The following is a 19,203-nucleotide window of genomic DNA, read 5'->3' on the forward strand; positions in this document are numbered from 1 at the left end:
CTCCAGTCAATGGAGTATATTGATTGCGGTGCAGGTCGCGGTTCGCGTGGCCAGTCATGCAGAACGGCAGCACCGTGATACCGCGACCTTGCCGGACCTGGTCTGGAGGAACGGGCATGACAAGTTTTCACGTGATTGCAGGCGCCAGCGAAACGCTGGAACACACCAAAATCCGAAAAATCAGTGTTTCCGATCTTTTCGATGCGCTCAAGCGCGGTGTTGACGATTTTATGGTCAAACCGTCGCACATCGTCTTTCTCTGCCTGATCTATCCGCTTGTCGGCGTGGTGCTCGCTGCCTGGACTTCGGGTGCCAATGCGTTGCCGATGTTGTTTCCGCTGGTGTCCGGCTTTGCGCTTATCGGTCCATTCGCGGCGATCGGCCTTTACGAGATCAGCCGCAGACGAGAAGCCGGGCTCGACACCTCCTGGACGCACGCGTTCGAGGTCAGGAATTCTCCGGCCCTGCCAGCCATCGCCGCAGTCGGGATCATGCTGGTTGCAATCTTCATCGCCTGGCTTTTGGCGGCGCAGGTGTTCTACGAATATCTCTTCGGCCCGGCTCCGCCTGCATCGATTTCGGGCTTCATCAATGAAATATTTGCCACCGGACGCGGCTGGTCTCTGATTGTCCTGGGGCACGCCATCGGCTTCGTCTTCGCCGCGGTGGTGTTGTGCACGACGGTTGTCGCCTTCCCATTGCTGCTCGACCGCGACGTCGGCGCCTACGAAGCCATCCACACGTCGGTGCGAGCGGTGCTGGCGAACCCGATCCCCATGGCTGTCTGGGGACTGATTGTCGCCGTCGCCCTGATCATAGGCTCGCTGCCGGTGTTTGCCGGGCTGGCGGTCGTGCTGCCGATCCTGGGTCACGCCACCTGGCATGTCTACCGCAAGGTTGTAGAGCCGCCATCGTCCCCGACGCGGGTAGGCCTCTGACCCTGCAGATCAGCTGATGGGAAGCTTCATCTCCGGTCTTTGACCGGAGATGAAGACTGTGCGTCAGGGCCCCGGTCCGAAGAAGGACAACCGGGTGAGAAGCGTGTAGTCCGCTTCGAAGAGCATCATCGCCACGAACACCAATATCAGAAGCGGCGGCAGGATGATCGCATAGGTCAGGGCCAGCCGCTCCCAGGCCATGTGCATGAACACGGCGACGATCAGCCCGGCCTTGAGGATCATGAAGATCAGGATCAGAGACCATCTGAGATAGCCGTGGATGCCGAGATAATCGACCATGTAGGAGCAGGCGCTGAGGATGAACAGCCATGCCCAGACCACCAGATAGAGCTTGATCGGATGTTCCTGATGAACCTCCGCGACGCCGGTCGATGGCCCTTCATGCGCATGATCAGAGTGCAGCGCGTGTTGCCCGAGGCCGTTTGCGGTTGCTTCAGCCATGTCAGCCTCTCACCAAAGGTAGAAGAATGCGAAAATGAACACCCAGACCAGGTCGACGAAATGCCAGTAGAGCCCCATGATTTCGACGTTCTCGTAGCGACCCCTGCGGCTGGTGAAGAAGCCGGGACGACCGACGTCGTAGTCTCCACGCCAGACCTTTCGCGCCACGATGATGAGGAAGATCACCCCGATCGTCACATGCGTGCCGTGGAAGCCGGTGATCATGAAGAAAGTCGAGCCGAATTGTGCCGCGCCCCAGGGATTGCCCCACGGCCGTACCCCTTCGGTGATCAACTTGGTCCATTCGAAGGCTTGCATGCCGACGAAGGTGGCTCCTAGCGCTGCCGTCAGAAGCATGAGGATTGCGGTTTTGCGGCGGTCGCGGCGATAGCCGAAATTGACCGCCATGGCCATCGTTCCGCTGCTCGATATCAGCACGAAGGTCATGATGGCAATCAGGATCAGTGGAATGTCCGAACCGCCGATGCGAAGCGCAAAGACCTCGCTCGGATTGGGCCACGGCACACGTGTGGAGACGCGCGCGGTCATGTAGGAGAGCAGGAAGCAGCCGAAGATGAAGGTGTCGCTGAGCAGGAAGATCCACATCATGGCCTTGCCCCAGGACACGTTCTTGAACGCGCGCTGATCCGAGGACCAGTCGGCGGCGATGCCTTGCCAGCCTGCGGGCCGCGTCTCCGTTTGGCCGGTATGCGTCAGTGTCGTTTCTGCCATGCTCCTCGACCTCCTAGGTCAGCAACTGCCGGCAAATATCGATGAACGTCGCGGCCCAGCCGGCTAAAAGAGCGAAGATGGCGAGCCAGACGAAAAGCAGGAAATGCCAGTACATGGCGCATAATTCGACGCTGAGGCGAAGCCGTTCCGGCCGTGCCCCGTTCCAGGCGCCGGCGGTTGTCCTGCCCAGGCCCACCAGCCCTCCCACTATATGCAGGCCGTGCATCCCGGTTATCAGATAGAAAAAACTGTTGGCCGGATTGGAGGCCAGAAAATAGCCATCGGCGGTCAGGTCCCGCCATGCCATGAACTGCCCGATGAGGAAGGCGATCGCGGTGAGCCCAGCCGCGGCAAGGCCGAGCCTGACCGTGTCCATCTGGCGCTTGCGCGCCGCGATCGAGGCGCATTGCAGCGCAACGCTGCTCAGCACCAGCATGCCGGTGTTGAGCCAGAGCAGGCGTGGGATGGGCAGCGGCTGCCAGTCCGACAGCGCCATACGCATGAAGTAGGCGCTGGTGAACAGCGCAAACAGGCAGCCGACCACGGCGAGGAAGACACCGAGGCCAATCTTGGCGGTCGGCAGGCTCGATCGGTCGAAGGCGACAAAATCTCCTGCCACACCTTGCTCGAGCCATGGTTTCGCCATCAGCCGCTGATGCGAGAGCCACCAGCCGGCAAAGCCGGCGATCACGAGAAGGAAGACCAGGATGACGCTCATGCCGGCTCCCTGGAGGGGCCGAACGTGCCCGGCATGTTTTGCGGAATGAAGTCCTCCTTGGCGCCCGGCACGCTGTAGTCATAGGCCCAGCGATAGACAATCGGCAGATCCTTGCCGAAATTGCCATGAGCCGGTGGCGTCTGCGGCGTTTGCCATTCGAGTGTCGTGGCTCGCCATGGATTGCCACCGGCCTCGCGCCCATGGCGGATGCTCCAGATAAGATTGAACAGGAAAACGATCTGGGCGAAGCCGACGATAAACGCCATGATGCTGATGAACGAGTTCAGGTGATGCGCCGACTCCGTCATGACCGTCACGTCGGTCAGTTCGGCATAGCGCCGCGGCACGCCCATCAGGCCGATGTAATGCATGGGAAAGAAGATCAGGTAGGCGCCGAGAAATGTGACCCAGAAATGGAACCGGCCGAGCGTCTCGTTCAGCATCCGGCCGGTGACCTTCGGGTACCAGTGGTAGATCGCGCCGAAGATGACGACGATCGGAGCAACACCCATGACCATATGGAAGTGAGCGACGACGAACATCGTGTCCGACAGCGGGACGTCGACGACGACGTTGCCGAGAAACAGCCCGGTCAACCCGCCATTGACGAAGGTGACGATGAAAGCCATGGCAAACAGCATCGGTATGGTGAGATGGATGTCGCCCCGCCACAGCGTCAGCACCCAATTGTAGACCTTGATCGCCGTCGGGATGGCGATGATCAGTGTCGTGGTGGCGAAGAAGAAGCCGAAATAGGGGTGCATGCCGCTGACATACATGTGGTGCGCCCAGACCACGAAGCTCAGCGCGCCGATGCCAACGATGGCCCAGACCATCATCCGGTAGCCAAAAATGTTCTTGCGCGCATGCGTGCTGATCAGATCGGAGACGATGCCGAAGGCCGGCAGCGCCACGATGTAGACTTCCGGGTGGCCGAAGAACCAGAACAGATGCTGGAACAGGATTGGGCTGCCGCCATTGTGCTGTAGCTGTTCCCCCATCTCGACGACCGCGGGCATGAAAAAGGAGGTTCCAAGCGCGCGGTCAAGCAGCATCATCACGCAGGCGACGAACAGCGCCGGAAAGGCGAGCAGCGCCATGACGGTGGCGGTGAAGATGCCCCAGACGGTCAGCGGCAGGCGCATCATCGTCATGCCGCGCGTGCGGGCCTGCAGCACCGTCACGACATAGTTCAGACCGCCCATGGTGAAGCCGATGATGAACAGGATCAGCGAGACGAGCATCAGGATGATGCCCCATTCCTGGCCGCCAGGTGTGCCGGTCATGATGGCTTGCGGCGGATAGAGCGTCCAGCCGGCGCCGGTCGGTCCGCCGGGCGCAAAGAAGCTCGACACCAGCACCAGCACGGCAAGGAGGTAGATCCAGTAGCTCAACATGTTGACATAGGGAAAGACCATGTCGCGGGCTCCGACCATCAGCGGGATCAGGTAGTTGCCGAAGCCGCCGAGGAAGAGTGCCGTGAGCAGGTAGATCACCATGATCATGCCGTGCATGGTGATGAACTGGTAGTAGGCCTCGGGGGTGATGAAATCGAACGTGCCGGGGAAGCCGAGCTGCAGCCGCATCAGCCAGGACAGCACCAGCGCGACCAGGCCGATGGCCGTTGCGGTCGCCGAATACTGGATGGCGATGACCTTGGCGTCCTGCGAGAACACATACTTCGTCCACCAGCTGTGCGGATGGTAAAGCTCCATTTCCGCGACTTCGGCGGGCGGGACGGCATCTGCAGGCGTGATATCGACCATAGGCGGAGCACCTCCGTGCCCTTCAGCGGGACCCGACAGTTTCGAGTTTTGCCGCAACTTCTAGAGCTGACGCCGTCGCGTTGCCCGGCGCCTGTTCCACCGAGCCCGTCTGCTGCGGCGCCGACAACTGCGCGAACGTCTGCTGCTGGTCGAGCCAGGCCACATAGTCCTGCTCGGTATCGACCATGACGATGCCATGCATCATCGGATGCCCCTGGCCGCACAGTTCGGCGCACAGAACCTGGAAGGTCCCGGTCTTGGTGGGGGTGAACCAGAAATAGGTGACCGAGCCCGGTATCATGTCCATCTTGGCGCGGAATTCCGGAACGTAGAAATCGTGCAACACATCGATCGAGCGCAGCAGCATCTTGACCGGCTTGCCGACCGGCAGATGCAGGTCGGCCGCTTCGACCACGACGTCGTCCTGGCCGCTGGGATCCTTGGCGATCACGCCCAGCGGATTTTCAGCGGTGACGTCGCGGGTGTCGGATGTGCCGAGTTTGCCGTCCTTGCCGGGCAAGCGGAAGCTCCACTGCCATTGCTGGCCGACGACTTCGACCACGGTTGCGTCGCTTGGAACGTTGACGAACCGGCTCCAGACAAACAGGCCGGGAACCAGCATGGCGGTAACACCCACTCCGGTGACGATCGTCAGCCACCATTCGAGCCGCTTGTTCTCCGGTTCGTAGGCCGCCTGGTTGCCTTCGTGGTGACGGAAGCGGAAAACGCAATAGGCCATGAATAGGACGACTGCGGCGAAGACGACGCCGGTAATCCAAAAGGTGATGATGATGGTGTTGTCGATATAGTCCCAATTCGAGGCAATCGGAGTCCACCACCATGGGCTCAGGAAGTGGAACAACACCGAGCCCACGACGATCAAAACGAGTACAACCACTATGGGCATGTCCCGTTCCTCCCGGTATTTCAGGGGGCGCGAAGCCGTCCCGGGAAAATACCAAGTGCATCATGCGTGATTTGCGATCGAAATTCTAGAGCCGGTTGTGGAAGGAGCGAAAAATTGCTTCTGCGGCGCCCGGACCTTGCTTCGTTGGTGACGCCGGAGCGACACCTGACCCCCCAAATCAGGGAGGGCAGGGGCTGGTTTGATTCGGCTTGCCTTGTTCCAGCGGGATCAAAGCGCCTTGATGATGATGCAGCCGGCCAAAAGCAGCACGACGCCGGCGAGCCGCATGCCGGAGACAAGCCGCTGCGGCAGGCGGAACCAGCCGAAGGTGTCGACGAAGATGCCGGCGACCTGCTGGCCGGCCACCGTCAGGCTGACGGCAGCTGCCGCTCCGATGACGGGGATGGCGGTGAACACGGTCGTGACATAGGTGGCGCCGGCAAAACCTCCGAGCCAGCCCCACCAGGGCATCGACGACAGGCCGGCGAGGCGAGGGCGGGGCGTCTTCGTCAGGGCAAGCGCGATCAGAAGCACCGCGGCCATGGCCAGCATCGCCACCAGGAACGAGATGGTGCCGACCGCAAACGGCGCGCCGCCAAGGTCGTGCCGAAGCAAGGCGTTTACAGCGCCTTGCACCGGAAGCACGGCGCCTGCCAGCAGCGCCAGTCCGATCCAGCCGAGTTTCGAGGGCGCCAGATTGTCCGCCGCGCCCTTTTGTCCCAGAACGATGAGGGCAGCACCGGCAAGCACGACCAGCATGCCAAAGGCAGGCCCGGCTCGCAGTCCTGCTTCGGGGATCCCGAGCCAGCCGAACGTGTCGAGGGCGAAGGATGCAAGCATCTGCCCGGCGATGAAGAGCCCGACGGACACGACGGCGCCAAGGCGAGGGAACACAAGAATGGTCGAAACGACGTAGAAGGCCGAAGCCATGCCGCCGATCGCATGCCACCATTCGGCTTGCCGAACGGCAAGCAGAGCCGGTGTCGTTCCGGTGAGGGCCGTGATCGACAACAGCACGATGGCGCCGACCGCGAGCTGAAGCGTGGTCGCGGCAAAGGGTGAGCCGACCGCCTTTGAAAGTTGGGCATTGGCGCCGGCTTGCACCGCAAGCAGGCCACCGGCGACAAGCGCCAGAGGGATGAAGAGGATTTCCACGATCGTATTCCTTGAATGCGAGGTGCGGCGGCTAGGGCATGATCCCAAAAAGTGGGTGCCGGTTTTTGGAAAAAATCATGCTACAACAAAGGGTTAGGTCATAATGAGATTTCAACCAAATCTCATCATGATCTAAGCGGCAGCCGATGCTTCGGGCAGGGCGGGAACGGCAATGCCTCTGACAACTGCGGAGCGTCGGCCTATGGCGGCATACCAACGCGCCAGGTCTGGCGCGTCATCGAGGCTGAGGCCGAGCCTGGTGACGGCCGCGTTGATCCATGGCCATGTCATCACATCGGCGATGCCGTAGCTTTTGCCGACGATGTGCTCATAGTTCTTGAGCCGGCTATTGAGCACTCGGAAGACGCGTCCGGTTTCGCGCTCAAAACGCTCGATCACATAAGGGATTTTTTCCGGCGCGAAGATTTTGTAATTCCACAATTGGCCAAGCGTCGGGCCGACATGGGCCGCCTGGAACAAGGTCCAGGTCAGCGTATCGTCCGCCTCCTGCGCGCCCACCGGCTGAAGCTTGCCCGACCGTCGCGCCAGGTAGTGCAGGATGGCGCCGGATTCGAAGACCGTGCGGCCGGCGTCCCGGTCGACGATCACCGGGATCTTGTTGTTGGGATTGAGCGCCAGGAAATCAGGCTTGGTCTGGTCGCCCTTTTCGATGTCGACCAAGCGGACCGAGTAGGGCAGGCCGACCTCTTCCAGCATGATCGAGGCCTTGTGCCCGTTGGGTGTCTGGCAGGTGTAGAGTTCTATCGGCGTCATGGCTCTTCTCCGCGACCGTTCTTTCGTCGTCGGACTCCATATGGCGTGCGTGCATGCGTAGATCGACATGCCGATTCGCCCGCTTGCTCTGCGTTTTTGCACAGCGAAGCGTCATTTTGGCTCGCAGAGCGCAGCGCTTTCTTTTATCTTTCTGCAAGAATGCACAGCTCACGCGATATCGACTGGGAAGATCTGCGCATGGTGCTGGCCGTCGCCGATGGCGCTTCGCTGGCGGCGGCGGCTCGGATCCTGGGCGTGAACCACACGACTGTGCTGCGGCGCGTCAACGCCTTCGAGGCGCGGCTGGGTATCCGCCTTTTCGATCGGCTGCCGACTGGCTATGCCCTCACCGCGGGCGGCGAGGAACTGCTGGGCGCGGCACGCACAATGGCCGAGACGGTCAATGAACTGGCGCGCAAACTGTCGGGGCAGGATCTCAGGTTCGAAGGCAGGTTGCGGGTCACCACCACCGATACGCTGATGGCGTCGGTGCTGCCGCCGATCCTGGCGGCGTTTCATAAGCTCCATCCCGGCATACGGGTCGAGGCGATGACGCAGAATTCCATCGCCAACCTGACGCAAAGGGATGCAGACGTGGCGATCAGGCCGGTGTCGCAACCGCAGGAAATCCTGGTCGGCCGGCGCATTTCGGGCGTCGCCTTCGCCGCCTACGCGACACGTTCCTATGCCGAAACGCTACCCCCGGAGCCGAGATTGGGTGCGCTGCGCTGGATCGCGCCCGACGACAGCCTGGCCAACACCGGCGTCGCCCGCTGGATGCGGTCGTCGCTGCCCGATGTCGAGGTCGCCATGCGCGCCGATTCCCTGGTGACGATGTCGTATGCGGCGGGCGCCGGTATCGGGGTTGCGGCGCTGCCCTGTTATCTCGGCGACAGCCTGCCCGGGCTTGTAAGGGTCGGAGGGCTGATCGAGGAGATTGGCTCGGCGCTGTGGGTGCTGGTGCACGACGATTTGCGCCGCACGGCGCGCGTCCACGCCTTCACCAAATTCGTCTCCGGCGAATTGCAGCAGCGGCGCGACCTTCTTGAGGGCAGGCTCGGCGGCGGTAGGCTCGAGACGCACGCCAGCTGACGCGCGGGCTCAACTCCGCAACAAGCTCCCAAGCTCTGCGACGGTCATCACGCGCCCGAACACCTTGCCTATGATGTCGAGGGTTGCATTGTGCGATGGCTCGTCCAGTCCGCCATTGGCGTCGCTGATGAAAGCCACCTTGTAGTCGCGCATGAAGGCGCTCCGCGCGGTGGATTCGCAGCAGATGCTGGTCACGGTGCCGATGATGATCACCGTGTCGACCCGGCCTGCGCCACGGATGTTACGCAACACCGTCTCGAGCTGCGTGTTGTGGAAGGCATCGTAGCGGTGCTTCTTGATGACGACATCCCCAGGCAAGGGCGCAAGCGCGGCGACGATTTCGGCGCCGGCGCTGCCTTCCCGCATTCCTTTGGTTTTCAGCTTCGGCTGATAGCCGGTTTCCAGCGGCGAGATATCGAAATGGTCGCTGAGCACATGCTGGGTGTAGATAACCGGGACGCCTTGCGCGCGGCAAAGCTCGACCACCTGCCGCATCGCCGGAATGCGATGGCGGGCCATGGCCACTTCCATGACGGCGCCCTCATCGACGAAGTCGCTTTGCATGTCGATGACCAGGAGGGCTGCGCGTTGCTTGTCGAACGCCCATGGTTCGTCGCCGGGCTGGGGCATTGCGTGTTTCCTGTTTCCGACGTTGATCAGGTGAGCAGCAGGCTCTTCATCGAGACATCGCAATTCCTGCCGATGACGATGTGATCGTGGATGGATGGAGAGATCAAGGTCGTGGCAATCTCGCAGCGAGTGCCGGGATTTGTTTGGGCGACTTGACGCGTCCTCGCTTGGCCTACGGGTCGATGACCGCGATCGCATCGATCTCTATCAGGTAGCCGGGAGACATCACTGCTATCCCGACCACTACGTTTGCTGGCTTGTGATCGCCGAACAGCTCGACCTGGGCCGCTTCGATGATCGGCACGTGTTCGTCGCGTTTGTAATCGACGATGTAGATCGTGATCTTGCAGACTTGCTCGGGCCGAGCGCCGGCGGCAGCAAGCGCTCGGCCGAGATTCCCGAACGCCAGGCGCGCCTGGACTGCGAAATCACCATGGCCAACGAGCTTGCCGTGTATGTCTTCTGGCTGCTGGCCCGAGACGAACACCAGCTTGCTTCCTGTCGCAACGACGACCTGGGAGTACATTTCCGGAATCGGCAGATCATTTGGATTTATGCATTCGAGCGTCATTGAATAGATCTCCTGCAATGGCTGTGGCTGCTTCGTATTCGCGGGTCTACCACATTGTCGCCGAAGCGGGCGCTTCCGTCGCAATATCACTTCTACACCGCAAGCGTGGGCATTTGAGCCAAAGCGGAATGTTGCTGATTGGCTCGCGAGCGGTGGCGTTTGGGATGACGGCACCGGCGCCCATCAGGCTCAGATCAGCAGCAGGCCCTTCATCGAGGCGTTGCCTTTCTTGCCGATGATGATGTGGTCGTGGACGGCTATGCCGAGCGGCTTGGCGCTGTCGATGATCTGCTTGGTCATTTCGATGTCCGCGCGCGATGGTGTCGGATCACCTGAAGGGTGGTTATGCACCAGGATGACGGCGCTGGCCGACAGTTCGAGCGCGCGCTTGATCACTTCGCGCGGATAGACCGGCGTGTGGTCCACGGTGCCGACCTGCTGTACCTCGTCGGCGATCAGCACGTTCTTCTTGTCGAGGAACAGGATGCGGAAATGTTCGCGGTTCTCGAACGCCATCGCCGAGCGGCAGTACGCAAGAAGCTGCGTCCAGTTGGACAGCACCTCGCGGTCGCGAACCTCGGTCCACGCCATGCGCTGCGCGGCAGCGGCAATCACCTTCAGGTCGACCGCCACGGCGGGGCCGATGCCCTTCACCTCCTGCAGCAGCGCCACCGGTGCGCCAAGCACTTCGCCAAAAGTGCCGAAGCGCGCCAAAAGCGCCTTGGCGATCGGCTTGGTGTCGACGCGCGGGATCAGGCGAAACAGCAGCAGTTCGAGAAGCTCGTAGTCGGGCAGGGCGTCTGCGCCGCCGGCAACGAAGCGCTCGCGCAAACGGTCGCGATGGCCGTGATAGTGTGGCGTCTCGGTCAGTTTGTCCTTGGGCGCCTTGTCCTTCGCCGGCGGTTCAAGCCACCGCTCGGAGAAGAACCCCCGTTCGTCGTCGCCACTCTTCCCCATCGACCCCCCACACTCCCCGAAGGCTTCGACGGCAGATTAGAGCGGTAAGCAGCGCGCGGTCGAGTTTTTTCGGCGACGGCGCCTCAAAGCCGCGGCTTGAGGCGATCTTGTTTTCAGCTGACCGCCGGCAGGCCGGGGCGGTCGAGCTTGTTTGGCGACAGGGTGAAAATCTCGCAGCCGGTTTCGGTGACGCCGATCGTGTGTTCGTACTGCGCCGACAGCGAGCGGTCGCGCGTCACCGCCGTCCAGCCGTCCGACAGCACTTTCACATGCGGCCGGCCAAGATTGATCATGGGCTCGATGGTGAAGATCATGCCCGGCCGCATCTCGACGCCTTCCGAGGCGGTGCCATAGTGCAGGATGTTGGGTGCGTCGTGGAACAGCTGGCCAACGCCGTGGCCGCAGAAATCGCGCACCACCGAGCAGCGCTCTGCCTCGGCATAGGTCTGGATGGCGGCGCCGATGGCGCCGGTGCGGGCGCCGGGCCGGACCGCCGCGATGCCGCGCATCAGGCACTCGTGGGTGACTTCGAGCAGGCGTTCGGCGGCGCGCTTGATGGTGCCGACGGGATACATGCGCGAGGAATCGCCGTGCCAGCCGTCGAGGATGTAGGTGACGTCGATGTTGACGATGTCGCCATCCTTCAACGGCTTGTTGTCTGGAATGCCGTGGCAGACGACGTGGTTGATCGAGGTGCAGGACGATTTGGTGTAGCCGCGGTAGTTGAGCGTCGCCGGTAACGCGCCTTGGTCCATGCCGAATTCGAAGACGAAACGGTCGATGGTCTCGGTGGTGACACCCGGCTGGACCATCGGCACCAGTTCATCAAGGCAGCGCGCGGTGAGATCGCAGGCCTTGCGCATGCCGGCAAATCCTTCTTCGCCGTAGAGGCGGATCTGGCCGGTGTTCCTGAGGGGTGCCGTGGCGGCGTCGAGATAGGTGACCATAGTGTCCGTTTGCCTGTAAGCGGGCGGCGCATACCAGCCCGTTAGAAAATTTCCCCAGATTTGGCACTGCAAGCCGCAAGGTTCAAGGAAGAACTGCCGGCAATGGACTGATACTGGCGATATTCCTGGCTTGCGCGGCCGCTCAGATGACATCCAGGTGCGCGATCTCCTCCGAATGCCGAGATCGCACTGACGACACATTTTCGCGCAAAAGCAGCCAAAGCAACTTTTGACGACGAACGGCGTTGCTGTGGTCGACGCCAGTTCGGGAGATATAGAATGGACAGATTGCAATTCGAGGTGCCGGTGCGCATCGCGCCCGCGCCCGGGCTGCCGGTAGAGGAAATATACAGCGTCGAACAGGCGCTGGATATCCTGCATGACTGGCCAAAGAAGCGACAGGGCAAGGTCTATGAAGCGGCGTTCAATGCCTGCTTCGGGGCCACGGTGGATGTGGTCAAGACTGAGGACGCCTGGCGCGCCTTCATGGCGTTTTGCCGGGTCAGTGGGCTGCTGGCCAGGGATATGATGGTTACGGCCAAGCGCGCCGGCGAGGCGAGGGGCCTGAGGGTCTAGAGTTCTGCTTGGCCTGGAGGCCGGCCAACCGACTCGTTCCAATCGGCGCGGACTCCGCGGCGTTAAGGTTCCGTTTCCGACTTCACAGCTAGGCATGAGCCATAGAGCAGCGTCTGATTCGTTGCGTCGGTTTCATGGTGCAGAACATGTCTTCAGCCAATGTGCGTACCTTCCCGCTAGATCGGCAGACCGTGCTGGTGCGCGAGGTCGCCGCAAGGCTGGGCAGACTGCACGGCGACACGGCCACGTCGTTCTGGAAGGCCACGGCGCGCGAACTCCTCGACAAGGCGGTCGCGGCCGGCTGCGATGCGGCTTCGGCGGCCAACGATGTCCGCCGGTTTTTCGCCGCGGTCCAGGACGAGATGCATTTCAAGGCGGACGATGCCGCACCAGGGCAGCGCCGGACGCGCACCCGCCCTTAGCCTCAAAACACACGCGCTCATCATTGTGTGGCCAACCGTGGACCGGTCTTGGCGTCGACGGATCTCGGGTCTTACGCTGTCGATTGTGCCGTCCCAGCCACGGCGAGCGCCTTGTTGAACGCGAGACAGGCGATGAAATACTGGTCGCGCTCGGCCCTGGCGACGTCGGTCATCGCCAAGGAAATCGTCGAGCGCTATGGCGGGACTATCATGCCGGAGACCTGCCTGACGGCCGCCTTGCAAACAGTGGGTCTCAAGGCGGCTTAGCGCAAGGCGTCGGCCTCTCGGCGATCCCTGTGCCGACCCGATCCGAATCGGCTATGCCTGCGCGATGCAGGAAACGTCTCTCTACATCCCGGTGAAGCGGTTTCTCGAGAGCCTGGAATTCACGGTCAAGGGCGAAGTCGGGCACTGCGATATCGTGGCGGTGCGCGACGGCGAGCCGCCTGTGCTGGTCATCTGCGAACTGAAATTGCAGTTCAACCTCGAACTGGTGCTGCAAGGTGTCGATCGCGCCGCGGCATGCGACGAAGTGTGGCTGGCCGCGCGCATGTCGGCGCGTGGCAAAGGCCGCGAGCACGACCGCCGTTTTCGCGCGCTGTGCCGGCGGCTCGGCTTCGGGCTTCTGGCTGTCAGCGGCAAGGGGGAGGTCGAATTGCTGCTCAGCCCGGCCGCTCTGCCGCCGCGTCGCGATCCAAAGCGGCGCTCGCGGCTGATGGAGGAACACCGGCGCCGGCGCGGCGACCCGGTGGTGGGCGGCGGTTCGCGCGCGCCGATCATGACCGCCTACCGGCAGGATGCGCTGGCCTGCGCCGCAGCCATGACCGACGGGCCGAAACGCCCGCGCGATCTGAAAGCGATTTCGCCGCGCGCCCCCAGCATCCTATTGGACAATGTCTATGGCTGGTTCGCCAGGGCCGAGCGCGGCGTCTACGCGCTGACCGAAGGCGGCCATGCGGCGTTGCAGCGCTGGCCACAGGTGGCGCACGACCAGGGATGAGTGGCCGGAGATTGCCGCGAGCAGGCGCCGAGGGAAACAGCCGCTGTTCGCCGTTTCAACCGATTCGCCGCGCCACCGTTCCAGCCGCTGCTAGTTCGGCGGCTGCCGCGAGGCTTCTTGTTTTCCTGAAAGATCTGGTACGCCCAAGGGGAATCGAACCCCTGTTACCGCCGTGAAAGAGCTTCTAATCCGTCCAACGCCGTCCAGCCATATTTACTGAACCCCTTGAAGGCCATGGTCTCGTGCCCAGTTGCGTTTGTGCTTGTCCAATGGCGTCTACGCCGGTATATTGGACAAAGTGTTGGACACGGCAGGGCAGGGGCATGGCAAAGAGAGTTCGTGACGCGACGCTCGACAGCAAGGAAGCTCGGGCGAAACTGAAGGCGCGCGGCAAGCCGTATTACAAGAGCATCGGCCCTGGGCTCCATGTCGGATACCGGAAGGGCAAGGAAGCTGGCCGGTGGGTCGTCCGCATGTATGTCGGCGATCAGGACTACCGTGTCGAGACGATCGCTAGTGCTGACGACAGAGCGGACGCAGACGGCAAGGCCGTGCTTTCGTTCTGGCAGGCTCAGGACAAGGCCAGGGAGCTTCACAAGCGCCTGTCTGGGGACAGCGGCGGGGTGGCCGGCGCATTCACCGTCAATGAGGCCATGGCTGATTACCTGCTATGGATGGAAGGCAACCGGAAATCTTCCAAGGATGCCCGCTACCGCGCCGAGGCGTTGATCCTGCCGGAGCTCGGCACCGTTGACGTTTCCAAGCTGACAGCCACCCAGATTCGGAAATGGCATAGCAAAGTTGCCGCCACGGCGCCGCGTCTCCGTAGCAAGAAGGATGCGGAGCAGAAATTTCAGGAACTCGGAACCGATGCCGAATCGATCCGGCAGCGCCGCGCCACCGCAAACCGCGTCCTGACGATCCTAAAGGCGGCGCTAAATTACGCATGGCGGGAGGGCAAGGCGGCTTCGGATAAGGAATGGCGCCGGGTCGAGCCGTTCGAAGATGTCGAGAGTGCCCGCGTCCGCTATCTGACGATCACCGAAGCGCAACGACTGGTGAACGCCTCCAGCGGCAGCTTCCGGGATCTTGTCCAGGCAGCCTTGCAGACAGGCGCCCGGTACAGCGAACTAGCACGGGTTCGCGTCGAGGACTTCAACACCGATGTCGGCACACTGACAATTCGGGAGAGCAAATCCGGCAAGGCCCGTCACGTCGTGCTGACCGACGAGGGCAGCGAACTATTCGGCCAACTGGCAGCCGGGAAGCGCGGCGATCAGTTGCTGCTGACAGCGCCAGCCGGCGGGACTTGGGAGAAGTCTCACCAATTCCGGCCGATGAACGAGGCGTGCAAGAACGCGAAGATCATCCCAGCGATCGGCTTCCATGGCCTTCGCCACACGTGGGCCAGCCTGTCCGTAATGAACGGTATGCCGCTGATGGTCGTTGCGAGAAACCTTGGCCACACCGACACGAGGATGGTCGAGAAACACTATGGCCATCTTTCGCCGTCCTACGTCGCCGACGCCGTCAGGGCAGGGGCGCCACGTTTCGGAACGGTCACGAAGAGCAACGTCGTTTCGATGCAGGGGGAGGCATAAAAATGGCTTCCTTCTGGAAATCACCGAGCGAGATATTTCTGGCAATCCTTGAGGAGGCGGAAAAAATTATCGGCGGCGAATCTGTTGTCGATCTGATTGCCCGCTGCAAAGAAATGCTGAAGTTAGAGGATCTCGCCTGGAGCACTTCAGACCAATCCCCCGAAGATAGGCCGGTTTATGAGGCACGGTTGGCCGCGTGGCGGTCTAAAATTGATGAAGCCCAAGTTGGGGTTCACCGGCTTATGATGGCCCAAGCCGTTGGGGGCAACTGGTTTGCCGTTGGATACCGGAGCATCGAAGCGGGTGAGGAAGTCATTCCTCGTCGCTATTGGCCATTCCTAACCCTTGATCTGGAACACGCGACCGCAAAAGGCGAGGCGGGCGAATTTCGAGCTGTCCGGTGTGCGTTCCAGAAAGATGTGCCTGCCGACCATCCAATTCGCGCCAGAGTTCGCGTCGCCAATTCGGTGTCGACTGCCGCCGGCCAGCCGCCAAAGCTACAGGCTTCTCGAAAGCGAGGACCCGAACCCAAACAGCTAATGCGCGTCAAGACCGAGATGCTGCGTCTTGACCGAAGCGTTCTCAACGGGATGAAGGAGGAGCAGATGGTGGCGGAGTTCAACGCATCGCGCGACACTTGCCGGCGCGCCCGGAAAGAATTGTCGGAGTTACACTAAAACTAACTCCAACCATCGACAATTAGCGACACCGAAAAGCCGCGTCCATCTTGGGCCTGTAGCAACACAGGAGAACCCAAATGGACTACACGTTCGAAGCCTACAGCATTCCTGAATTTTGTGCAGCGCACAGGATCAGCCGCGCGACTTTCTACAACCTCATCCATGACGGTCACGCACCGCGCACTATGAAGGTGGGCGGGCGCGTCCTGATTTCGAAGGATGCCGCGTCTGACTGGCGCAAGGCCTGCGAAGCCGGTTCCGCAAAGTCGGAGGCGGCGTAATGGAGAGCGTCGTCTATTTCGCGAAGTCCGGCCCGACAATCAAGATTGGCTATAGCGCCAACCTACCGGGGCGGCTGAACCAGTTGAAATACATCCGGCCGGCTCCTGGTGGTCGTCGCCCAATCGAGTTGCTGGGCACCATCCCCGGCGACATCGAGGTCGAGGCCTGCATTCATGCGCGCTTCAGGCTCTACAAGACTTCACGTCATCCTAGCTGCGAGTGGTTCCTCGATACCCCTGAACTTCGCCGCTTCATAGCGATCAACTGCAATCCTGAAGTCAGGGAGGCTGCATAATGGGTCGCTCTTTCCCAACAACCGACCATGTTGATGCTGGCTATCTCGAAGAGGCAGTGGCCTGGTTCGCTGAGCATCAAACGACATGTGAGCGACCGTTCGTCCCGGCGATCCGCCGCCGGTTCGGCCTCAGTGCGCTCGACGCAGTAAGCGTGATGCGCCTCGCCAACTTGCGTTTGGATTGGCCGAATACCTCCGACGAGGAGGCCGCCTATGTTGCTTCCTGATACGGCAAAGCCGACCTCGGCAAAGGTCGGCTCGCTGGAAATGTCGAAAAGCTTGGCAGCAATCGATATCGGCGAGAATACCGAAAGTCTCACCCACCTGCAAGCGGCTCGCCTCCTTCGCCGCTTTCCCATGTCCGTCCCGGTAGCGCTGGTCACTGCCCGGCTTATGTACGGGAGGGCCGCATGAGCCGCGACTTCGCGCCCGTCGCACCCGCAGTCTGGGGATCCCGGTCGTTCCTGTCGCTCGACAGCGATGGCCGGCAACTGATGCTGTTTTTCATCTGCGGACCTCATCAGAACAGCGCCGGCTGCTGCCGGATTCGTGAGGGCTATGTTCTGGCCGATCTGATTTGGGAGCCCGCGCAATACCGGCGAGCTCTCGCCAATGTCGTGGCGGCCGATCTGGTCGCGCATGATCCGGCGACGGAAGAAACCTATGTGAAAAAATGGTTCCAGCACAAAGGCAACATCCCGACGAACAAGGATCACGCCAAAGGGACCATGAAGATCATCGAGCATATCGACAGCGATGAAATCAGAGAGATCGTCGAGGCCGATTTCATGGCGACCGAATGGGCGAAGCGGACCTTCGATCCCGACCAGCCCGACCAACCTACGAACGTGATCGGCGGCGATAGGCTGGCCAATACCCGCTTAATGCGGGGTGGAGGGGGTAGGCTATGACAGCCCTGTCTACAGCCCTGTGCACAGCCTCTCGACACACAGAGACAGAGACCGAACGGATACAGAGACCAGAACATAGACCTGACACCGAACTGAAAAAGAACAAAAAACAGAATTTAAACCCGTCCGCTTTGGAAGGAAGGAAGGTTCAGAAGAAAGCTTCAGGCCAAGAACTTTCCATAGAAAGCGGCTTACATGCCCAACGTTTGAGTGCTTCCTACGGGTCGAGCCGCCTCAGCGAACAACTCGGCCGCTGCCTGGACCTTGTCGGCGGCCTCTTCGACCCTATCGAAGCGCATCAGCACGCGACACTGGAGCATCGACAACCGCGCAGCATGGTAAAGTTGGCTGCGCTTGCGACCGTCCGAATCCAAAGGTTGGAACAGCATCGTCATGCCAACAAACGGCGGCCGGCGACGTTTGTTCCCACCGTCCCCAGCCTCGCAAGCTTCGTGGAGACGGCATGAGCGACCTCGCCAGCATCATTGTTCGGCTCACGGCGATCGCCCAGGACGTTGATCGCACCTTGGCGGATGTCCGAGGCCTGCAAGGAGAGGATGTTCTTTTGCCGGCGCCTCCTCAACCCGCCGCTCGGATCATCGTCGAACCAGAGAGGCGGGTCGACTTGATAGGCATCGAGTGGGTCGACATCGGAGTGGCCGCAACCCGTTTTCAACGGTCCAAAGATTCGATTTGGCGCTGGTGTGATCGCGATCGCACTTTCGGCTGGAAGTACGGTGGTCGCTGGCTCGTCTCAATCACGAAAGTGCGGGCAAGGCTCAACATTTGGTAGGATGTCGGCTTTGGCGGTTTTGTCGGTTTTCAATGGCTTCGTCTGTCGGTTTTGGTTTGCGATCTTCCCTGCATCAGTCAGCCATGAAGGTTCGAACCAATGAACATGCAGACCATCATCAAGCAGCTTCGCGGTCAGCCAAATTCTGTCGACCAGCTTCGACAAGCGCTTGACGGCATCGACATAGAAAGTCTCGAAAAGACCGCTGAACAGTTAGAAGCTGACCGACGGCGCGTCCTGCTCGACGGAACCGACAAGGATGTCGAGGCGATAGAGGCCAAGATCGCCTCAGCGAACCGCGACGTCGAGCGCGCCTATGCTGCGAAGGTCGAACTGACCAAACGCCTGGAAGACGCCGCTGCGACCGCGACCGAGACGGAACGTGCAGACGCTTACAGGATCGCCAAGGCCAAGGCCGACGCCGCAGCCAAGATGCTGAGGAAGGAATACCCCGAACTCGGGCGCCGCTTTGCCGATCTCCTTCGCCTTGTCGCTGAGGCTGACATGGCGGTCCACGCCGCGAATGAACACCTGCCGGCCGACGCCGCTCCACTCACTCCTCCAGAGCCTATGGCGCGCTGCCTGCCTGAGCTTCCGGAGCAGATCCTTGAGGAGAACGAGGTAGAGCTCTGGTGCCATGCCAACGGTAGCGGCAGCAACTCAATCCTAAGCGATGACGTGCAGCAAAAGCTCGCAGGCTACCGCGCAGACGACAACGGCATCGTCCAAGTCCCGATGCATGGCTATGCCGCCGTGAAGCGCCGGTTCATCCGTAGAACCACTCTGCCTCGCGTCAACGCCTCAAGGCCGCAGCCCCTCTCTGAGATTGCATTGCCTGGGCTGATGGACGGAGATCCCCCGTTCTGGTCCCCCAAGGGATACGCGATGGAGTCACGTTTCATCCTCTCTCGCTTGGCCGAGATCGCCAGCATGAAGCCAGGCAACCCGCAACAGCGGGAGCCCAAGACCGAATACCTCCCCTTGTGAATTTGTG

26 protein-coding genes are annotated in these 19,203 nt (G+C 61.3%); 15 read left to right on the forward strand and 11 right to left on the reverse strand.

Annotation, left to right across the window (positions count from 1 at the left end):
- Positions 1 to 116 precede the first annotated feature (116 nt).
- Positions 117 to 938: a DUF2189 domain-containing protein gene (locus tag NKJ75_RS10055; RefSeq protein ID WP_023691119.1), complete on the forward strand. Its 822-nt coding sequence runs from the start codon at positions 117 to 119 to the stop codon at positions 936 to 938.
- A gap of 63 nt (positions 939 to 1,001) precedes the next feature.
- Here the strand turns inward: NKJ75_RS10055 and NKJ75_RS10060 are convergent, their stop codons facing one another.
- The 7 genes from NKJ75_RS10060 to NKJ75_RS10090 all read right to left on the reverse strand — a co-directional run bounded on the left by NKJ75_RS10060 (position 1,002) and on the right by NKJ75_RS10090 (position 7,452).
- Positions 1,002 to 1,400 carry a cytochrome C oxidase subunit IV family protein gene (locus NKJ75_RS10060; RefSeq protein ID WP_023667665.1) on the reverse strand — a complete coding sequence of 133 codons (399 nt, stop codon included), beginning with the start codon at positions 1,398 to 1,400 and terminating at the stop codon, positions 1,002 to 1,004.
- 9 nt (positions 1,401 to 1,409) lie between these two features.
- Positions 1,410 to 2,132: a heme-copper oxidase subunit III family protein gene (locus tag NKJ75_RS10065; protein ID WP_023667664.1), complete on the reverse strand. Its 723-nt coding sequence runs from the start codon at positions 2,130 to 2,132 to the stop codon at positions 1,410 to 1,412.
- Between the two features lie 13 nt (positions 2,133 to 2,145).
- A complete protein-coding gene (locus NKJ75_RS10070; protein WP_023744786.1) occupies positions 2,146 to 2,850 on the reverse strand; it encodes a cytochrome c oxidase subunit 3 in 705 nt (234 codons plus the stop codon).
- Positions 2,847 to 4,616: a cytochrome c oxidase subunit I gene (gene ctaD / locus NKJ75_RS10075; protein WP_023681631.1), complete on the reverse strand. Its 1,770-nt coding sequence runs from the start codon at positions 4,614 to 4,616 to the stop codon at positions 2,847 to 2,849. The genes NKJ75_RS10070 and ctaD overlap by 4 nt, the downstream gene beginning before the upstream one ends.
- Before the next feature lie 22 nt (positions 4,617 to 4,638).
- Entirely contained in the window at positions 4,639 to 5,523 is an 885-nt protein-coding gene (locus NKJ75_RS10080; RefSeq protein ID WP_023833780.1) for a cytochrome c oxidase subunit II, read from the reverse strand.
- Positions 5,524 to 5,751: 228 nt separating this feature from the next.
- The gene (locus NKJ75_RS10085; protein ID WP_352499616.1) at positions 5,752 to 6,678 is read right to left on the reverse strand and encodes a DMT family transporter; all 927 of its coding nucleotides are present in this window, start codon (positions 6,676 to 6,678) and stop codon (positions 5,752 to 5,754) included.
- Between the two features lie 132 nt (positions 6,679 to 6,810).
- On the reverse strand, positions 6,811 to 7,452 hold the full coding sequence (locus NKJ75_RS10090; RefSeq protein ID WP_352499617.1) for a glutathione S-transferase family protein: 642 nt from the start codon (positions 7,450 to 7,452) through the stop codon (positions 6,811 to 6,813).
- Positions 7,453 to 7,611: 159 nt separating this feature from the next.
- Between NKJ75_RS10090 and NKJ75_RS10095 the strand changes: the two genes are divergently transcribed.
- Positions 7,612 to 8,544 carry a LysR family transcriptional regulator gene (locus NKJ75_RS10095; protein WP_023833777.1) on the forward strand — a complete coding sequence of 311 codons (933 nt, stop codon included), beginning with the start codon at positions 7,612 to 7,614 and terminating at the stop codon, positions 8,542 to 8,544.
- A 9-nt stretch (positions 8,545 to 8,553) separates the two neighbouring features.
- Here NKJ75_RS10095 and NKJ75_RS10100 read toward each other — a convergent pair whose 3' ends face one another.
- The 4 genes from NKJ75_RS10100 to map all read right to left on the reverse strand — a co-directional run bounded on the left by NKJ75_RS10100 (position 8,554) and on the right by map (position 11,649).
- Positions 8,554 to 9,174, reverse strand: a complete 621-nt coding sequence (locus NKJ75_RS10100) for an isochorismatase family protein (RefSeq protein ID WP_050591272.1) — start codon at positions 9,172 to 9,174, stop codon at positions 8,554 to 8,556.
- Between the two features lie 172 nt (positions 9,175 to 9,346).
- The gene (locus NKJ75_RS10105) at positions 9,347 to 9,745 is read right to left on the reverse strand and encodes a RidA family protein (protein WP_023667656.1); all 399 of its coding nucleotides are present in this window, start codon (positions 9,743 to 9,745) and stop codon (positions 9,347 to 9,349) included.
- 189 nt (positions 9,746 to 9,934) lie between these two features.
- On the reverse strand, positions 9,935 to 10,702 hold the full coding sequence (radC, locus tag NKJ75_RS10110) for a RadC family protein (RefSeq protein ID WP_023744792.1): 768 nt from the start codon (positions 10,700 to 10,702) through the stop codon (positions 9,935 to 9,937).
- 113 nt (positions 10,703 to 10,815) lie between these two features.
- Positions 10,816 to 11,649: a type I methionyl aminopeptidase gene (gene map / locus NKJ75_RS10115; protein ID WP_023744793.1), complete on the reverse strand. Its 834-nt coding sequence runs from the start codon at positions 11,647 to 11,649 to the stop codon at positions 10,816 to 10,818.
- Positions 11,650 to 11,928: 279 nt separating this feature from the next.
- Between map and NKJ75_RS10120 the strand changes: the two genes are divergently transcribed.
- From NKJ75_RS10120 to NKJ75_RS10180, 13 genes are all read left to right on the forward strand, one after another.
- Complete coding sequence (locus tag NKJ75_RS10120; RefSeq protein WP_023667653.1) at positions 11,929 to 12,225, forward strand: DUF982 domain-containing protein; 297 nt, start codon at positions 11,929 to 11,931, stop codon at positions 12,223 to 12,225.
- A 146-nt stretch (positions 12,226 to 12,371) separates the two neighbouring features.
- Positions 12,372 to 12,647: a DUF6074 family protein gene (locus NKJ75_RS10125; RefSeq protein WP_023681621.1), complete on the forward strand. Its 276-nt coding sequence runs from the start codon at positions 12,372 to 12,374 to the stop codon at positions 12,645 to 12,647.
- A 114-nt stretch (positions 12,648 to 12,761) separates the two neighbouring features.
- The gene (locus tag NKJ75_RS10130; protein WP_155923531.1) at positions 12,762 to 12,914 is read left to right on the forward strand and encodes a hypothetical protein; all 153 of its coding nucleotides are present in this window, start codon (positions 12,762 to 12,764) and stop codon (positions 12,912 to 12,914) included.
- A gap of 64 nt (positions 12,915 to 12,978) precedes the next feature.
- Positions 12,979 to 13,647: a DUF2161 domain-containing phosphodiesterase gene (locus tag NKJ75_RS10135; protein ID WP_023705981.1), complete on the forward strand. Its 669-nt coding sequence runs from the start codon at positions 12,979 to 12,981 to the stop codon at positions 13,645 to 13,647.
- 473 nt (positions 13,648 to 14,120) lie between these two features.
- Positions 14,121 to 15,248, forward strand: coding sequence for a tyrosine-type recombinase/integrase (locus NKJ75_RS10140; RefSeq protein ID WP_245274129.1), 1,128 nt, complete (start codon positions 14,121 to 14,123; stop codon positions 15,246 to 15,248).
- Positions 15,249 to 15,250: 2 nt separating this feature from the next.
- Positions 15,251 to 15,925, forward strand: coding sequence for a hypothetical protein (locus NKJ75_RS10145; RefSeq protein ID WP_023833774.1), 675 nt, complete (start codon positions 15,251 to 15,253; stop codon positions 15,923 to 15,925).
- An 80-nt stretch (positions 15,926 to 16,005) separates the two neighbouring features.
- Positions 16,006 to 16,209, forward strand: a complete 204-nt coding sequence (locus NKJ75_RS10150; protein WP_023833773.1) for a helix-turn-helix transcriptional regulator — start codon at positions 16,006 to 16,008, stop codon at positions 16,207 to 16,209.
- Entirely contained in the window at positions 16,209 to 16,505 is a 297-nt protein-coding gene (locus NKJ75_RS10155; RefSeq protein ID WP_023833772.1) for a GIY-YIG nuclease family protein, read from the forward strand. Before NKJ75_RS10150 ends, NKJ75_RS10155 begins: the two co-directional genes overlap by 1 nt.
- On the forward strand, positions 16,505 to 16,732 hold the full coding sequence (locus NKJ75_RS10160) for a hypothetical protein (protein ID WP_023833771.1): 228 nt from the start codon (positions 16,505 to 16,507) through the stop codon (positions 16,730 to 16,732). The genes NKJ75_RS10155 and NKJ75_RS10160 overlap by 1 nt, the downstream gene beginning before the upstream one ends.
- Positions 16,733 to 16,915: 183 nt before the next feature.
- Complete coding sequence (locus NKJ75_RS10165; RefSeq protein WP_352499618.1) at positions 16,916 to 17,416, forward strand: hypothetical protein; 501 nt, start codon at positions 16,916 to 16,918, stop codon at positions 17,414 to 17,416.
- The gene (locus NKJ75_RS10170) at positions 17,413 to 17,883 is read left to right on the forward strand and encodes a hypothetical protein (RefSeq protein WP_352499619.1); all 471 of its coding nucleotides are present in this window, start codon (positions 17,413 to 17,415) and stop codon (positions 17,881 to 17,883) included. Before NKJ75_RS10165 ends, NKJ75_RS10170 begins: the two co-directional genes overlap by 4 nt.
- Positions 17,880 to 18,209, forward strand: a complete 330-nt coding sequence (locus NKJ75_RS10175; protein WP_023833767.1) for a hypothetical protein — start codon at positions 17,880 to 17,882, stop codon at positions 18,207 to 18,209. The genes NKJ75_RS10170 and NKJ75_RS10175 overlap by 4 nt, the downstream gene beginning before the upstream one ends.
- Positions 18,210 to 18,308: 99 nt before the next feature.
- The gene (locus tag NKJ75_RS10180; RefSeq protein WP_023833766.1) at positions 18,309 to 19,196 is read left to right on the forward strand and encodes a hypothetical protein; all 888 of its coding nucleotides are present in this window, start codon (positions 18,309 to 18,311) and stop codon (positions 19,194 to 19,196) included.
- The last annotated feature ends 7 nt before the right edge of the window (positions 19,197 to 19,203 follow it).

This window comes from Mesorhizobium sp. M0058, from assembly GCF_040323095.1.
Taxonomy (GTDB): domain Bacteria; phylum Pseudomonadota; class Alphaproteobacteria; order Rhizobiales; family Rhizobiaceae; genus Mesorhizobium.

Coding starts and splice junctions, on each gene's coding strand:
- NKJ75_RS10055 (WP_023691119.1), top strand. CDS start 117: ATGACAAGTTTTCACGTGATTGCAGGCGCCAGCGAAACGCTGGAACAC.
- NKJ75_RS10060 (WP_023667665.1), bottom strand. CDS start 1,400: ATGGCTGAAGCAACCGCAAACGGCCTCGGGCAACACGCGCTGCACTCT.
- NKJ75_RS10065 (WP_023667664.1), bottom strand. CDS start 2,132: ATGGCAGAAACGACACTGACGCATACCGGCCAAACGGAGACGCGGCCC.
- NKJ75_RS10070 (WP_023744786.1), bottom strand. CDS start 2,850: ATGAGCGTCATCCTGGTCTTCCTTCTCGTGATCGCCGGCTTTGCCGGC.
- ctaD (WP_023681631.1), bottom strand. CDS start 4,616: ATGGTCGATATCACGCCTGCAGATGCCGTCCCGCCCGCCGAAGTCGCG.
- NKJ75_RS10080 (WP_023833780.1), bottom strand. CDS start 5,523: ATGCCCATAGTGGTTGTACTCGTTTTGATCGTCGTGGGCTCGGTGTTG.
- NKJ75_RS10090 (WP_352499617.1), bottom strand. CDS start 7,452: ATGACGCCGATAGAACTCTACACCTGCCAGACACCCAACGGGCACAAG.
- NKJ75_RS10095 (WP_023833777.1), top strand. CDS start 7,612: ATGCACAGCTCACGCGATATCGACTGGGAAGATCTGCGCATGGTGCTG.
- NKJ75_RS10100 (WP_050591272.1), bottom strand. CDS start 9,174: ATGCCCCAGCCCGGCGACGAACCATGGGCGTTCGACAAGCAACGCGCA.
- NKJ75_RS10105 (WP_023667656.1), bottom strand. CDS start 9,745: ATGACGCTCGAATGCATAAATCCAAATGATCTGCCGATTCCGGAAATG.
- radC (WP_023744792.1), bottom strand. CDS start 10,702: ATGGGGAAGAGTGGCGACGACGAACGGGGGTTCTTCTCCGAGCGGTGG.
- map (WP_023744793.1), bottom strand. CDS start 11,649: ATGGTCACCTATCTCGACGCCGCCACGGCACCCCTCAGGAACACCGGC.
- NKJ75_RS10120 (WP_023667653.1), top strand. CDS start 11,929: ATGGACAGATTGCAATTCGAGGTGCCGGTGCGCATCGCGCCCGCGCCC.
- NKJ75_RS10125 (WP_023681621.1), top strand. CDS start 12,372: ATGTCTTCAGCCAATGTGCGTACCTTCCCGCTAGATCGGCAGACCGTG.
- NKJ75_RS10135 (WP_023705981.1), top strand. CDS start 12,979: ATGCAGGAAACGTCTCTCTACATCCCGGTGAAGCGGTTTCTCGAGAGC.
- NKJ75_RS10140 (WP_245274129.1), top strand. CDS start 14,121: ATGTATGTCGGCGATCAGGACTACCGTGTCGAGACGATCGCTAGTGCT.
- NKJ75_RS10145 (WP_023833774.1), top strand. CDS start 15,251: ATGGCTTCCTTCTGGAAATCACCGAGCGAGATATTTCTGGCAATCCTT.
- NKJ75_RS10150 (WP_023833773.1), top strand. CDS start 16,006: ATGGACTACACGTTCGAAGCCTACAGCATTCCTGAATTTTGTGCAGCG.
- NKJ75_RS10155 (WP_023833772.1), top strand. CDS start 16,209: ATGGAGAGCGTCGTCTATTTCGCGAAGTCCGGCCCGACAATCAAGATT.
- NKJ75_RS10160 (WP_023833771.1), top strand. CDS start 16,505: ATGGGTCGCTCTTTCCCAACAACCGACCATGTTGATGCTGGCTATCTC.
- NKJ75_RS10165 (WP_352499618.1), top strand. CDS start 16,916: ATGAGCCGCGACTTCGCGCCCGTCGCACCCGCAGTCTGGGGATCCCGG.
- NKJ75_RS10170 (WP_352499619.1), top strand. CDS start 17,413: ATGACAGCCCTGTCTACAGCCCTGTGCACAGCCTCTCGACACACAGAG.
- NKJ75_RS10175 (WP_023833767.1), top strand. CDS start 17,880: ATGAGCGACCTCGCCAGCATCATTGTTCGGCTCACGGCGATCGCCCAG.
- NKJ75_RS10180 (WP_023833766.1), top strand. CDS start 18,309: ATGAACATGCAGACCATCATCAAGCAGCTTCGCGGTCAGCCAAATTCT.